At 36.8% G+C, this 14,697-nt stretch carries 11 protein-coding genes; 4 read left to right on the top strand and 7 right to left on the bottom strand.

Annotation, left to right across the window (positions count from 1 at the left end):
* Positions 1-46: 46 nt before the first annotated feature.
* Positions 47-865: an S-layer homology domain-containing protein gene (locus IQ247_RS27480; RefSeq protein ID WP_228060090.1), complete on the bottom strand. Its 819-nt coding sequence runs from the start codon at positions 863-865 to the stop codon at positions 47-49.
* Between the two features lie 186 nt (positions 866-1,051).
* Here IQ247_RS27480 and rpiA point away from each other — a divergent pair, with 186 nt between their 5' ends.
* The gene (rpiA, locus tag IQ247_RS27475; RefSeq protein ID WP_193924827.1) at positions 1,052-1,762 is read left to right on the top strand and encodes a ribose-5-phosphate isomerase RpiA; all 711 of its coding nucleotides are present in this window, start codon (positions 1,052-1,054) and stop codon (positions 1,760-1,762) included.
* 669 nt (positions 1,763-2,431) lie between these two features.
* Entirely contained in the window at positions 2,432-3,499 is a 1,068-nt protein-coding gene (locus IQ247_RS27470; protein ID WP_193924825.1) for a class I SAM-dependent methyltransferase, read from the top strand.
* Between the two features lie 740 nt (positions 3,500-4,239).
* On the opposite strand, the gene patX is transcribed toward IQ247_RS27470, so the two are convergent.
* The 4 genes from patX to IQ247_RS27450 form a co-directional block, all read right to left on the bottom strand.
* A complete protein-coding gene (gene patX / locus IQ247_RS27465) occupies positions 4,240-4,452 on the bottom strand; it encodes a heterocyst-inhibiting protein PatX (protein ID WP_193924823.1) in 213 nt (70 codons plus the stop codon).
* Between the two features lie 102 nt (positions 4,453-4,554).
* Positions 4,555-5,025, bottom strand: coding sequence for a hypothetical protein (locus IQ247_RS27460; protein WP_193924822.1), 471 nt, complete (start codon positions 5,023-5,025; stop codon positions 4,555-4,557).
* Between the two features lie 160 nt (positions 5,026-5,185).
* Complete coding sequence (locus tag IQ247_RS27455; protein ID WP_193924821.1) at positions 5,186-7,474, bottom strand: nSTAND1 domain-containing NTPase; 2,289 nt, start codon at positions 7,472-7,474, stop codon at positions 5,186-5,188.
* A 103-nt stretch (positions 7,475-7,577) separates the two neighbouring features.
* Positions 7,578-9,134, bottom strand: coding sequence for a pentapeptide repeat-containing protein (locus IQ247_RS27450; RefSeq protein WP_322745587.1), 1,557 nt, complete (start codon positions 9,132-9,134; stop codon positions 7,578-7,580).
* 681 nt (positions 9,135-9,815) lie between these two features.
* Between IQ247_RS27450 and IQ247_RS27445 the strand changes: the two genes are divergently transcribed.
* Positions 9,816-11,123 carry an inorganic phosphate transporter gene (locus IQ247_RS27445; RefSeq protein WP_193924817.1) on the top strand — a complete coding sequence of 436 codons (1,308 nt, stop codon included), beginning with the start codon at positions 9,816-9,818 and terminating at the stop codon, positions 11,121-11,123.
* Positions 11,124-11,219: 96 nt separating this feature from the next.
* On the opposite strand, the gene IQ247_RS27440 is transcribed toward IQ247_RS27445, so the two are convergent.
* Positions 11,220-11,678 (bottom strand): hypothetical protein, encoded by a 459-nt coding sequence (locus tag IQ247_RS27440; protein WP_193924815.1) that lies wholly within the window; start codon positions 11,676-11,678, stop codon positions 11,220-11,222.
* Positions 11,679-11,818: 140 nt separating this feature from the next.
* Positions 11,819-12,079 (bottom strand): hypothetical protein, encoded by a 261-nt coding sequence (locus IQ247_RS27435; protein WP_193924813.1) that lies wholly within the window; start codon positions 12,077-12,079, stop codon positions 11,819-11,821.
* Positions 12,080-12,764: 685 nt separating this feature from the next.
* Here IQ247_RS27435 and IQ247_RS27430 point away from each other — a divergent pair.
* Positions 12,765-14,660 carry an EamA family transporter gene (locus IQ247_RS27430; protein WP_193924812.1) on the top strand — a complete coding sequence of 632 codons (1,896 nt, stop codon included), beginning with the start codon at positions 12,765-12,767 and terminating at the stop codon, positions 14,658-14,660.
* The last annotated feature ends 37 nt before the right edge of the window (positions 14,661-14,697 follow it).

Genomic DNA, 14,697 nt, shown 5'->3' with positions numbered 1-14,697 from the left:
ATTATAACCTCTAACCTCTAACCTTTACCCTTTAACCTTTAACCTTTTAAAATCCCGGTTGCGGATTTACGGAACCTCCGGGAACTACTGGTGTATTGGGTTGTTGCTGCTGTCTTTCCAGATATTCACTCAAAACTGAAGCTATATCTCCACGAGTCATGGGTTTGAGGGGATTAAGTTTACCTTGAGTATCGTTGATAAATCCTTCAGCAACAACGGTGGCAATTGCTCTTCTTGCCCAATTGGGAATTGATTCTACATCTGAATAGTTCGAAAGTATATCAGTGACTGTATCATCAGAAAACTGAAATACACCGTAAGCTTGAGCAAATATCGCTAAACCTTCGGCTCTTGTAACTCTTTGATTAGGGAAAAATAAATTTCCTCGATAGCCTCTCATTATCCCAGTTTTCAAAACTGTTTGAATATCTTTGTATGCCCAATGAGAAGATGGAACATCCGCTACTGTTACATCTTCTGGTGGAATGTTTCTTCTATCAAGCCTAAAAGTTTTTACCATAATCGTGGCTAATTCAGCGCGACTAACTAATCTTTCCGGGTAAAAATTGCCATCCGAGTAGTTAGTCATTAAGTTTGCTGCTACCACTTGTTTGATAGCATTAGATGATTGTGGTGTGTTTTGCGGTTGTTCTTCAAGATTGACCAAATTGGGTTTTTGTTCTGTATTTTGCTCTTGTTGAGCATAAGCATTTGTGGGAAACCCTTGTATTAAAAATACTAATGAAAGCGTACTGATAAATTTACCCATGATTCCAATTGTTGTTAAAATGCTACCAGTTTTAACTGACAACAAAGGTAGCTCTGTGGTTTCGTTATTTTCGTAGTTTCTCTGAGTATTCTTCAACCTAGAATATCAGGATTGCTGATGGAAGTTATCAAATTTTGCCGCCCAACCGATACTCCTGGATTTCTCACTCTACTCACCACTCACTACTCACCACTCACTCTACTCACCACTACTTCCAGAGGTTTGTGATAAATGCGGGTACTATGTAGTAAGGAAGGCGTTTTATGAAGAGGAGTTTCGGGAATGACCGCAACAGCAGATCCTGTACAGTTGATGAAGCAAGAAGTAGGTAAAGCCGCTGCAAATTTAGTTAAATCGGGTTCTATCGTCGGATTGGGAACTGGTTCAACTACTGCTTTTACGATTCAATTTCTTGGCGATCGCCTTAAATCTGGTGAGCTAACAGACATTGTGGGTATCCCTACATCTTTTCAATCGGAAGTTTTAGCTAAGCAATATGGCGTACCTTTAACCACTTTAGACGCGATCGACCATATTGATATCGCCATCGATGGTGCGGATGAAGTAGATCCGAATAAAAACCTAATCAAAGGTGGTGGTGCTGCACATACCCGCGAAAAAGTTGTAGATTATCTCGCCAATCAGTTTATCGTAGTTGTAGATAGCGGTAAATTAGTTAAGCGCTTAGGTGAAACTTTTGCTGTTCCTGTGGAAATTATCCCAATGGCAATTACCCCCGCAATGCAGGCTATTACTAAACTCGGTGGTAAACCAGAAATACGTATGGGTGTAAAAAAAGCAGGCCCCGTAATTACCGACCAAGGTAACATGGTGGTTGATGTTAGATTTGATAACATTAGCGACCCAGAAAACCTCGAAAAAACACTGAATAATATTCCTGGTGTTTTAGAAAACGGTATTTTCGTCAATTGTGTAGATAAAGTTTTAATTGGCGAAGTTAAAGATCATAAACCCGTTGTTCGGGAGATGTAAACTCTTCCCCCCCACTGATTCTGGTTGTTTTGATCAATCACCTCAGTTGTTAATTAGCCGCAATAATTAGTAGTACTTGACCACATTAATTATGACGGGTGAGGGTAGGGAGCGTCTCACTCCCTCGTTACAACCAGCGAGCGGGACACTCGCACTACCTCTACCCTCATAACTTATGTGGCGGAGTACTAGTAGTCCACCACATAAGTTATGAGGGGTAATCAATGTAATATTGTAGGTTGGGCTGTTCGCGCAAGCGTTGCGAAGCAAAATGTAATGGAGCCTCGGCACCCGCGTTGGGTTGCGCTATGTCCTGTCGGACAGGCTTCGCCAACGCTTAACCCAACCTACGAAGAGGTATTTTAACTCCTCAAAATTAATGTGGTGGACTACTAGTAGTCTATTTCATTAGTTATGCGGGGTTGTAGAGACGCGAAATTTCGCGTCTCTACATAGTTTGGGGGATAAATGAACCCGTCAGAATAAATGAAAAAGACCACTAGTAGTACTCCCTGCTCCCTTAATAATAAGTTTCAATTTGACATTGTTTTCGCATCCTCCTTTAGCTAGATATTTACGTAATTCACGGTTTTTTTTTCAACCTTTGATGTTTGTTTATTAAGAAATATTTCCATAAAATGAGAATAGGTGACAAAATTCAGAATTCCTATGCCAGACACTTTAACAAAACTGACTTATCAAACCTTTCAACAAGGTAAAAGTATTTTTGGTTTAGCTCACAAAACCATAAGTACGGGGCTGATGAAAGCTTTATCTCCAGTAGATAAGAAAGTAACACCGATTCCAACGGAGTTATTGCTGAAATTCCAGGAGCGTCTAAATAATTTATTAGAAGTTGACTGGGAAGATGCACAAAAAGGTGTATATCCCAACAGTCTACTTTTTGATAATCCTTGGGAAGACTTTTTTGTTTATTACCCACAACTATGGATGGATTTACCTCAAATTTGGGAGCGAGCTAAGTCGGACAAATATAAAGAATTTTCTGCAAATATAGATACGACTGATTATCCCCAATATTATGTGCGGAATTTCCATCATCAAACTGATGGTTATTTGAGCGAATTATCTGCGAATCTGTACGATTTACAGGTAGAAATTCTGTTTAATGGTGCTGCTGATGCAATGCGACGCAGAATTTTGGCTCCATTAAAAGATGGGTTAAAAGTATTCGCTGATGTACCACCACGTCAACAACGTATTTTAGATGTAGCTTGTGGTACCGGGCGCACATTGAAGATGATACGAGCAGCTTTACCTCAAGCATCGCTGTTTGGTACGGACTTGTCACCAACCTATTTGCGGAAAGCGAATCAACTACTATCAGAAATTCCCGGAGAATTACCGCAACTGTTACAAGCTAATGCTGAGGAGTTACCTTATTTAGAGAACTACTTCCATGGTGTAACTTGTGTATTTCTGTTCCATGAATTACCAGCAGTGATACGTCAGCGAATAATTGATGAATCTTTCCGAGTCACAAAACCGGGTGGAACTTTTATTATTTGCGACTCAGTTCAGTTGAGTGATTCACCAGAAGTGGAACCTGCGATGCACAATTTCTATGAAACTTTCCACGAACCTTATTATAGAAATTACATCACTGATAATTTAGTGGAACGTTTGGAAAAAGCCGGTTTTGAAAAGGTTGAAATGCAGGTTCATCACATGAGCAAATATTTAATTGCTCGTAAACCGTCAGCACCGTTAGCATAGATATCTTAAGCTGACACAGAGAAGTCGGGTTTCTTTTAGAAACCCGACTTCTAGGTGTTAGGTGTTTTTAAAAAGTCTTTTTTTATCAAATAAAAGCAAAAACTAGAGACTAATTTTGCCTCTAGCTTTAAATGTAAGAACACAATACATAATATACAGATGAACCGATTAAAGCAAATTTACAACCGAGCAAAATAACTGAGTAATCTTGAATTTTCGCTTCTGAGCGTAAATGAAGTTACTTGCTGCTTCTACTTATTTGAGTTATATAGAGAAACTGAAAAAATCTAACCTCCCGACAGCAGATATTATCTGCTCAATTAATCAGAAAACAGTTGCAGGAAATCTAAGCAACATAAATTCCCATTGGTTTATCCTCCATAAGCATATTTAGATTAGATATTCTGCAAAGCGATCGCAGAAATCATACTCTAAAAAATGTGAAGACAAATCGAGGATAAAACAATCAGTGGTAGAAGTGCGGGAGGAAAATTTTTCTTTAAGAAGCGGATGATGCTATAGACAGTCGATATAGGTATTTGATACTTGAGGTTTGACTGGCTATTTATACAGACAGACGGAAATAAAACAATAACGAACAATTATCTAACAACGTCGTGTTGCAAAAAATATAAGGTAAATGGTGGTTTTTAACACCCTAAAAGCGAGACTTGAATGTACTTGAGATAACACGACTAACTGGTTCTATGCGTTGCATTCTTAGTGGAGATAAAGCAGAATTAAGCACGAATGGAATATTCTACAAACTCTCTACGTCCACTACCTCTATGAGGTGCTTTAGGATTGTTTGAATTGGATCTACTTAATAGTAATTCTTGTTCTCCGGAGGTAGAAAACATTTCGTTTACTAAAGTATCTCCAATTCCTTGGAAGGTTACAGCTAAGGAGCCGAATACGAAACTTGTAACTAAAAGTGAAATGGCTGTACGCATAGTAGATGTCTATTTTTGAACTATCCACTTCACTAGTACTTAGTGTGAAATACTGCATCCGGATAATTTACCAAATAGTATTTTTTTTTACTCATATTTTTGTCAAAGGGTTTTATGAGTAATATGTTCTACTAATAACCAGTTACCAGCATGATATATCTGACCTCTTATAGCTATATTTTCTTTATTTGACAAGGATTGTAGGGCTAAATCTATATTTGGATTTAAAGTTACAAGCTGGTAAATATATCCTTTGAGTATAATTGGAACGGTAATTTCAAACCTGTAATCTTGCTGATGTATACGCTGAAAAATACCTTGATAACAGTGACTATTGCGTAGCTGTACTGTATGTTTCTCACCGTATGAGTACTGATTATAAAATGTATTTTGACAATTACCACTAGCAGGATAATTATCTAAATTGTCTAAATAATACAGTTGCTTGATTAACCAATCTGGATGATTTGGTAGTAAATTGAACAACGGAACGATTGCTGCTGGTGCTTGTACATTATTTAATAAAGCAATAATACCGGCGGTTGAAACCGCTGCTACACAAACCAAACCCACCTGCGTGGGTTGTGTTGTTCGGATATTTCGTTCATGTATTATGTTTGAGAATACCGGCGGTTGAAACCACTGCTACACAAACCAAACCCACGCAGGTGGGTTGTTGCGCTTCCTTTTCTCCGTTTCCCTGATTAAAACTGTTTAACAGGACATAATATCACTACCAAAACCGACATTTTTTTTGTACTTCCAAAAATAATACAAAGCCTAATAAAGAGAAAATAAATGTGGATGCGACAATAACAGTCAATAAAATAATTCGACGTAGTTTTTGGTTTTCTTGTTCGCGTATTTGTATTTTTTCCTCTTCACACTTTTGTTCTTCTCGATATTTTTGACTTTCTTCAATAAACTTAAGAGCGTCATTTGTTAAAGGTAAAATGTATCCAAATCTGTCAATAAACGTTTCCGCTTCTTCTAATTCTTTTCCCCTATATAGATAATCTTTAGCATCTTCAATATCTGTTCTTCTACTTTTCCATTTTTTAGCTGCTTCTTCAATATCTTCTTTTAACTTACTATTATTACGATTTATATAAAGCCATCCGCGTAATTTTGACCAGTGACGAATTAAAGCTTCATGACTTAAATTAACTACTTCTACTTTATCCTTTGTATTATCATCCAGAATCTCTTGACTTATAATGATTAAATTGTTTATAGCAAGAGTCTCAATAACTTGATTAATTTGCTCTGGAAAATATGATTTTGCTTTTAATAATTTCTCCTTAGAAACTTTGCTGCGAGTCTCTCCTGTTCCATCTCCTGGTCGTGTTAAGCGAATAAAAATAATTTTTGCAATTTCTTTTCCGTGTTGGTCTAAAGATTCATAAACTTGATTAGCGTGTTTTTCTAAAATTCCTTTGATTCCCTTGCAATCTCCGAGTTTATTGTATGCATTAACTGTTAAAAATTTATTAGTAGGCTGTTTCCAAAGTTCTTGTAAAGCATATTGTAATAAAGGTAAACTTCCTGGTTCATTTTGCACGTCTTCAACTAATTTCTTAACAAGTCTTTCTTCAACTTTATAACCTAATTGTCTAGCTGGTTTTTCAATAGCTTGTTTCAATTCATCAGTATTCATCGGTGTTACAGCTATCAGATGTTGTTGAATTTTTCTTGCAAGCCCGTGATACTCTTGTTCAGCACATTTACCAAAAAAATCTGCTCTTATTCCTAATACTACACAAAGTTTATTATTGTTAACTTTTCCTAAAGCACCTAATAGACATTCAAAAAACTTTTCTCTTTCTTGATAATTTTCTTCAGTATCTTTATACAAAGAAAAAACTTCCTCAAACTGATCTACTACTAAAACTACTCGTGAAGTATCAATCTGCTCAATAAACTTTTTTAAATATTGAGAACCTTTACTTCTCAATTCAGCTACTTCTATACCTAATTCCTCCGCTAAACTTTGTAGAGGATTTTTACCTGGTTGAAAAATATAAGTTTTCCAGTTTTCACTACCAGATATCTGTTCCCCTTGTTTGATTTGATAAATTAAACCCGCTCTAATCAGGCTGGATTTTCCGCTTCCGGAAGCCCCCATTATTGCTACAAAGTAGTGTTCGCGGACTTTTTCTAATAATTCATCAGTAAGTTGATCGCGACCGTAAAAAAACTTAGCATCTTCACTGTCAAAATAAGCTAAACCTTTATAAGGATTATTACTATCTTGTGGAATGATATAGTCGTCTTGAACATCGTTATGATCAGATTTGTTGTCACCAAATAAAAGATAAATTGGTTTTCCAAAAGATATCCGCTTAAAATCTCCACATCTTTTCAAAGATTTTTCGTAACCTTTCAATCTTTGAATGAGTATTTTATGGTCGATAGTTTCTCCTTGCTTAGATTTTAATTCATTTAGTATTGCACCAGTAAGTTCGCTACACCTTTTATTCCTATCTTGAAAAGAATTATCCGATTTATGAAATAAAGCAATACAAAATCTATCTTTACCACTTTCATTTCCAGGAAGTAATTTATTTAAATCTAATCTTGTATATTGTTGATGACAGCAATCTAAAATAATAATTTGCTGCTCTACAGGACTTTCTTGTAATATTTTTTTTAACCATCGTAGAGATACTCCTAATTCATACTCTTGAGAGGGATTAGAATCACTAGTTGCTAAATATATTTCTGAAATTCCTTGGTTTCTGGTAAGTACATATCCGGAAAAATATAGTAATGCTATTTCTGGATGCTGTCCTTCTGGTTTAAAAAGTTTGACAATTTCTTCTTTGAGTTGTTTCCGACTAGCTTTTTGTATCCGCTCTACTTGAAATTGTTTTCTGATTCTAATATCTATATTCTTTGCATTAACATTAGGTATGTGAAGATTTTTTAATTTTCTATATTCGTAATTATTAATTCCTACAACTAAAGCTTGATTTAATTGATTATTAATTTCTTGAGCAGAATCATTATTTGTATTATTCATGATAAAAATACTTGTATATTTGAACTAGAAGATTTCTAAAAAATGGTTAATTTATTTGATTTATCAATACTGTTAATAAATACAAAATGTTTATTTCTTTGCATCATTGATTCATTGCTTGCTTAAGCAAATTAAGAAAACGTCTATCATATTTTGCAAATTCCCAATTCAACGCTTTCTGAATTTGCTCAACAGTAAGATTTTTGGCTCCAATCAATTTAGTACTATTCAGATTTGCACCATATAAATTTGCACCATTGAGGTCAGCACCAGATAAATTTACACCGCTTAAATCGGCACCACTCAATTGTGCATTACTAAGATTAGAATTAGCTGCAATTAAATACATCCCCTGATGAATCGGATCAAAATTTTCAGGTAGCTTAGTTTTATTGTTGTATAGACAATGTTGAAGATTAGCTCCACTGAGGTCTACATTACTGAGATTTACATCTCTTAGGTCTGTATCACAAAGATTTGCATCACATAGATTTGCATCACACAGATTTGCATTTCTTAGGTCTGTAGCACATAGATTTGCAGCACATAGATTTGCACCACAAAGATTTGCATTAGATAAATTGGCACTTTTCAGATTGGCACTTTTAAGATTTGCACTGCTGAGGTCGGCTCCACTTAAATTTGCATATACTAACTGAATATTTTCTAATTGAGCATTTAATAGTTCCGCATTACTTAAGTTAACATCGTTGAAGATAAAATCATTCAGTTGTGCATCTTTAAAGTCTACACCACACAAATTTGCGCCGCTCAAATCGGCTTGAGCTAGATTTAAACCACTGAGTTTTTTGGCATTACTAAGGTTTGCACCACTCAGATTGCAACCTCTAAAATCTGTACCAAATAACTGCGCCCCACTCAGATTAATACCATTCAACTTAAAACCTTTGAAGTCTATACCACTAAGATTTGCACCACTGAAATTTGTATTATTAATTAATGCTTCAGAAAGATTCGCACCAGTAAGATTTGCACCACTAAAGTTTGCTTCTCTCAGATTTGCTCTAGTAAGGTCTGCATCGCTAAAGTCAGTACCACTGAGGTTAGTATTTCTAAGGATTGCTTGTCTAAGATTGGCGTTTACTAACTGAGCATCGATTAATTCTGCACCACCAAAGTCTGCATTACTTAGATTTGCATCACACAGATTTGCATTACTCAGATTTGCATCCCAGAGAATAGAACTACTTAGGTCTGTATTACTCAGATTTGCATCGCACAAATTAGACTGATTAAGTTTGGTATTTGCTAAATTAGCTCTAGCTAAATCGGCTCCTTGGAGGTTAATTTTTGTCAGGTCTGCGCCAGCAACTATTACACCTGCTAAGCTGATACTATCTTGATTTAAATCGTAGAGCGCTTGAATACGTCCCCCACTTCCTTTCTGACCTTCTGCTGAATTTATTACTTGCCATGCTTCATATTGTGAACGCTTTTGCTGTTCGGGAGAGTTCAAAAGAAAAAGGATTAAACCAGCAAGAATACTTAAAGATTCGACATCATCAAATAAATGTTTTCCACTGTTATTGTTCTCTTCTGACGGTTTTTCGATGTTTTTTTGAACCCGTTTTTCAGTGTCGCATATTTCCTGTCTTTGAGTTAGGGATCTTACTGTGTCTCCTACTAGACCTCCGTTCAATACATTAATCACCCATATGACTCCAGCCAGTAGTAACAAGATAATTAAAAATTTGAATACAATAGTTACCAAAAATCTCAGCCAAACTATGCGTTTTAGCCTCAGCCAAACTCTACGATTCCATTTCAATAACTTCTTATACTTATTGACTAGGTTCATACTAGTCCTCAAAATAATTTGTAAATGACTTACAATTTTGTAATATACTGGTATTGCTGTGCTTTTTCTAGTATTTATTGACACATTGAGAGTAAATTTTAAAGAAGTTTAGAGAAGTTTAAATAATTTTTATAAGAGGATGTTTGAAAAGTCTAATTCCATACTTGATCGAGCGCTTTGTGACTGCATTTACACAATAAAGAGGGTAAAACTTATTTTTCGGCGAATTTACCTCAGAAGTAGAAATTCCCATCAATCGCGATATTTTGTATCCTTCAGAAATTGACTTGATGGGCACTTACAGTTCATTTTATAGATTATTGCAAACTCTCGCGGCTCATATCGTCTTTAATCCTCGTAGTAAGTCCATCTGAGGATACTTACAAATACTTATTTATCCGTAATTTTATAAATAGGGTAAAAGTTAGGAATTAGGAGTTAAAAATTAGGAGCTAGGAGTTAAGAGTTACCATCTTGAACCAATTACCCATTACCCATTACCCATTACCAATTTTTAATTAAATGACTATTCCCATTTTTATAGTTATCTTATTAGCTTTTTATCTCGCTTGGAACCTGGGAGCAAATGACGTTGCCAATGCAATGGGTACTTCGGTAGGTTCTAAAGCCGTTACTTTAAAGCAAGCTTTGATCATTGCTGGAATCTTAGAATTTAGCGGTGCTGTTTTATTCGGACATGAAGTATCTCAAACTTTAGCCACAGAAATCACTAACCCGGCAATATTTGCGGATGCTCCTCAAGTTTTTGCTACCGGAATGCTTTCAGTATTGTTAGCTAGTGCTATATGGCTGCAAATTGCTACATCGCGGGGTTTACCAGTTTCATCTTCCCATGCAGTTGTTGGCGCGATCGCCGGTTTTTGCGTTACTGCTGCTGGATTTGGTGCTGTTAAATGGTCATCAATTGGCATGATTACTCTAGGATGGATCATTACACCAGTTATCAGCGGTTGTATTGCCGCTTTGTTTTACAGTCAAATTAAACGCTGGATTTTAGAGCAACCGCAGCCATTGCGACAGTTAAATGAGTGGATTCCTTGGTTGAGTGTCCTGTTGTTAGGAGTATTTGGAGTCATTGTGCTACCAAAAGCAACTCAACCGCTAGCAACTTTTTTGATTGAGCAAGTTGGTTTCAAAATACCCTCTCACGACGTTCCACTTTTCATCGGTACAACCGCAGCGGTGGGATTGACAGTTTATAGTTGGAGAGAGTTGAGGGGATGGGGAGATGGGGAGATGGGGAGAAAAATTACCGATTCCCAATTACCAACTACCAATTCTCAATCCCAAATCCAAAATCCAATTGAGGGTATATTCGGCAAATTTCAATTATTGAGTGCTTGTTTTGTGGCGTTTGCCCACGGTTCTAATGATGTGGGAAATGCGATCGCTCCTTTGGCTGCTATAACTTATGTTAATCGCACCGGAAAAGTTCCCATTTACGATTTAGATATTCCCCTATGGATTTTGGTAATTGGTGGTACTGGTATTGTGTTTGGTTTGGCGGTTTGGGGTAAAAAAGTGATTGCGACTATCGGTGAAAGTATTATTGCTTTGCAGCCAAGTAGTGGGTTTTGTGCGGAACTTGCAACGGCTACAACAGTAATTCTCGCATCTCGTCTGGGTTTACCTGTTTCCACTTCTCATGCACTTGTGGGTGGTGTCGTTGGTATTGGCATAATTAAAGATATTAAATCTGTGCAGTTCAAAACTTTGCAGGGAATTGCTGCTGCTTGGATAATTACTCTTCCAGTAAGTGCTGTTTTAAGTGCAGTGATTTTTAGCTTGGTTCGTCTTGTTTGGCAATAAAATTATGTAGAGACGTTGCACTGCAACGTCTTATTATCTAGACCATTTGGATGATAATTTCATTAAATATTATTAGATTGGACTTGTGCAGTGTATTTACAAATTACTTTTACCAACCGGACGTTGACCGTCTATACTCAACATATGGTCAATCTCTAAATCGCTTGGATCGATTGGACGTTGCCCATCTACATTTATCATTTTATTATCTGTAAAATTGCTCTTCGCGATTGGTCGTTCACCGTCTACATTAAAGGTTTCTTCAACTTCAAAATTACTTTTAGCAACAGGGCGATCGCCATCTTCGTTAAAAGTATGGTCAATTTCTAAATTATTTGGATCTACAGGGCGATCATTGTCTATTTGAAGTATCTGAGTTTCTACATTAAAGGTTTCTTTGATTTCAAAATTGTTCTTAGCAACAGGGCGATCGCCATCTTCATTAAAAGTATGGTCAATTTCTAAATCCTTTGAGTTAACCGAAGGTTCGTTGTCTTTGTTGATTTTTTGAGAATGTGTTTTTGATTTTTGGCTTTTTGTGGTTTTTTTATTCATAACTAAGCCTTAAGAGGGCAGAAAAATAAATGTTGTGATTATCTGTGATTGAATTATTTGTAATCTCAATAGTATAATATTTGCTTGGAAATCACTTGTATCCACAGGAATAGGTAAAAATCTCGATATTACTCTCCCCGTCATCCTTGCTGATTCCCGCGATTAGGATAAAATATTTCCGGTAATAGTCCCCACGCAGCAGCATCAGCACCCCAGTTACGGAAAACCTTTTGACGTGCGAAAGCGTGAGCAAAGCGCCAATTATAAATCTTCTTCCATGCCGAACTCCACTGGGCGGTTTCATCTGCTTGCTGTAAAGCCCGAATTTCAGATTCTAAAGCTTCAGCGTGCTTTTGGAATATGGCTTCTAGTTTTCTAAAATGTTCTTCAGGTGGTTGCAAAACTTGTGATTGACCTCATTCTAAATTTATTCCTATTGTGGGATGACAAACATCACTAAATCAACACTCTATTTGCGTTGCCAGTATTTATTTAAAAATTCATATAGTTACAACACAGTAAGTAACTGCGTGCTTGAAGGTTGGTATTGATCGGGTAATATCTAATTTTTGCGGATTTTTGATATTCTGAGTGTAAGATGTATCATGAGTTTCAGTGCGTTTAATACAGGATGAAATTAAGTATCAAATAAAATCTAAGTAACCTTAAAAATTGTAAAATTATTGTTGGTAAATACTTGAGACGATAAAAGGTAGCTGCATCGAATATTTATGTTTGATTTTTGTCAAGGGATTTTTCTAAGTATTTTAACAGTTCTCCAATCTTTATGGGGGTATAAAACATAGAATAGCAATATTTCTATGTGTTGCCTGTCTTAGCGTTAATTTGCAATTAATTAAGAACCGATAACCAATTGTTTCTTGTTTTACAATGATAAAAATAAGTTTTGTAAATTCCTTTGTTAATGATATTTTTTAAAAGACCTTTTATACTACTTGCTATCAATTGATTTAAATAAAGAGAGTTTATCTGAGAAAATACAGAAAACTAGTAACAATTTTAGCGCCGAATAAGTCAATAGCAAGCCACAAAGGTGGTCAAACAAGCGGCAGAGGATAGGTCATAATGGGACGATTTGATAACGGACCAGAAAAGCCACGTAGAGCAGATGAGCCATACGGATCAGCAGAATCTGCTTTACAGGCTCTCACTGAGGAACTACAAATTATCCAGCGGAATTTGCTCAAATCATTGCGGGATGATGTCCAGCGTCTACAGAGCGAAAAAATCCGTTTAGCGGATGATATCAAACGTCTCCAAGAACAAAGGGAGCAGTTACAAGGTGGAAGGCAAATAGATGAATTACAGGTGTTGATGCGTCAGCTAGCGCAAGTTTTGGGAAATCACATTTCTGTGCAGTTGCAAGCTTCACTTGAAAAACTTGCTAATCGCTCGACGGGAAACACAACTCTTCAATCGGAAACCTACACCCAAACTCAGAATCAAGAATCTGTAAGTAATGCTTTTAATACGGCTTTCAACACCCTGCAACAAGATTTAGAGGACTATCAAAGTAGTCTTTCTCAGCAATTGTCTCGAATGTCATTGCAACAGGAGCAAGGGGAAGCGATTTTAGTAGAACTGGTAAATCGTCTTCGTCAAGAATTGGAAAGTACTACCAAAAGAAGATCCCAGAGAAAATTTCAAGTTTACGAACCATTAGAAGAACTTGAAGAAGTTGAAGAAATTGAAGAAATTGATCCCTTCCCAGATTTTCTTGATTCGGAAACAGAAGCCTCCGAGCAACAGACATTTTCATCAAGTTTATTTGAAGAACAAAACGAAATAACTCCCCCACCTGCGGATACCACTACCGCAACTTCTACTGTTCGAGGAGCTAATGTTTCCTTACCAGAGACCTACCCTCAAACTGCTTCAGAAGTTCCCAGACAACCCACCACAACACAACAACCGCTTTCAGGAGAGATACAAGCATTTTGGCAACGTCCCAAGGGATTATTGTTGATTATCCTCTCTACGGTAGCCACATCTATTTATAATGTTGCAATTAAAGTAATTTTCGAGCCGAATTCTCAAATATTCGGTGTATTTGCATTAAAACAATTAATATCGCCAACTTTAGGCAATTGCTTCTTAATTTTAATGTTGAGAATGCTGGTAGTCGTACCCCTAATGTTAGTTTTGGCACCAATCCTCCATCCAAGAGTCTGGCAGGATTTACAAAATTTAATAGAATCCCTCAGAGGAAATCCCACCCCTGCAAATATTACGGCTAAAAGAGTGCTGATGCTCTCAGTTATCAGTGGATGCTTCTTATTTTTATCCCAGGTAATGCTTTACATAGCCATCAGCCAAGTTTTTACGGGAATGGCGATCGCGCTGTTGTTTGTGTATCCAATTGTCAGCGGACTATTATCATGGCTTTTATTTAGGGAGAGTCCGAGCAAGTTCCGCGCTTTCGCTTACGGCACGATTGTTTTAGGAATGGTTTTAGTATTAGGAGGAGCCGCAAGTGGTACGGGTAATCTATCTTTAGGAAGCACTACAGGAATTATCGCTGGAATAAGTTTTGCATTTTACGTGATATTAACCCGCATTTGCGCCGCTAGGCTGCATCCAGTTTCTTTCACATTAATTAACTTCGTGACAATGTTATTTTTGTGTTTCATCGGCTTAATGCTGCCTTTACCGACCGCTTGGAGGTTAAATATAAACTCAGTAAACTTTTTAGAACTGGTTTTGAGCGCATTCATTTTAGGAGTATTAACCCTGTGCGGTTACTTACTAAATAACTTTGGTATTCGTAAACTTGGTGCCACAAGAGCAGGATTGATTGGTTCTACCGTTCCTGCGTTAACCGTAATTTTCGCCGGAATAATAATTCAAGAAACTTTACCATTAATCCAGGTTCTCGGAGTTCTACTAGTTACCTTCGGAGCCGCAGCCTTCAGCATCGAAAAATTACAGCAACAAAGGGTTAAATCGTCTCGTTCCAGTTGAAGGAAGGTTGAAGGGGACGGGTGATGGGGTGATGGGG

It is taken from the genome of Plectonema cf. radiosum LEGE 06105, assembly GCF_015207665.1.
GTDB classification, from domain to species: domain Bacteria; phylum Cyanobacteriota; class Cyanobacteriia; order Cyanobacteriales; family Nostocaceae; genus Rivularia; species Rivularia radiosa_A.
The sequence above is the reverse complement of the archived record's forward strand: the minus strand, read 5'-3'. Positions and strand labels throughout refer to the sequence as shown.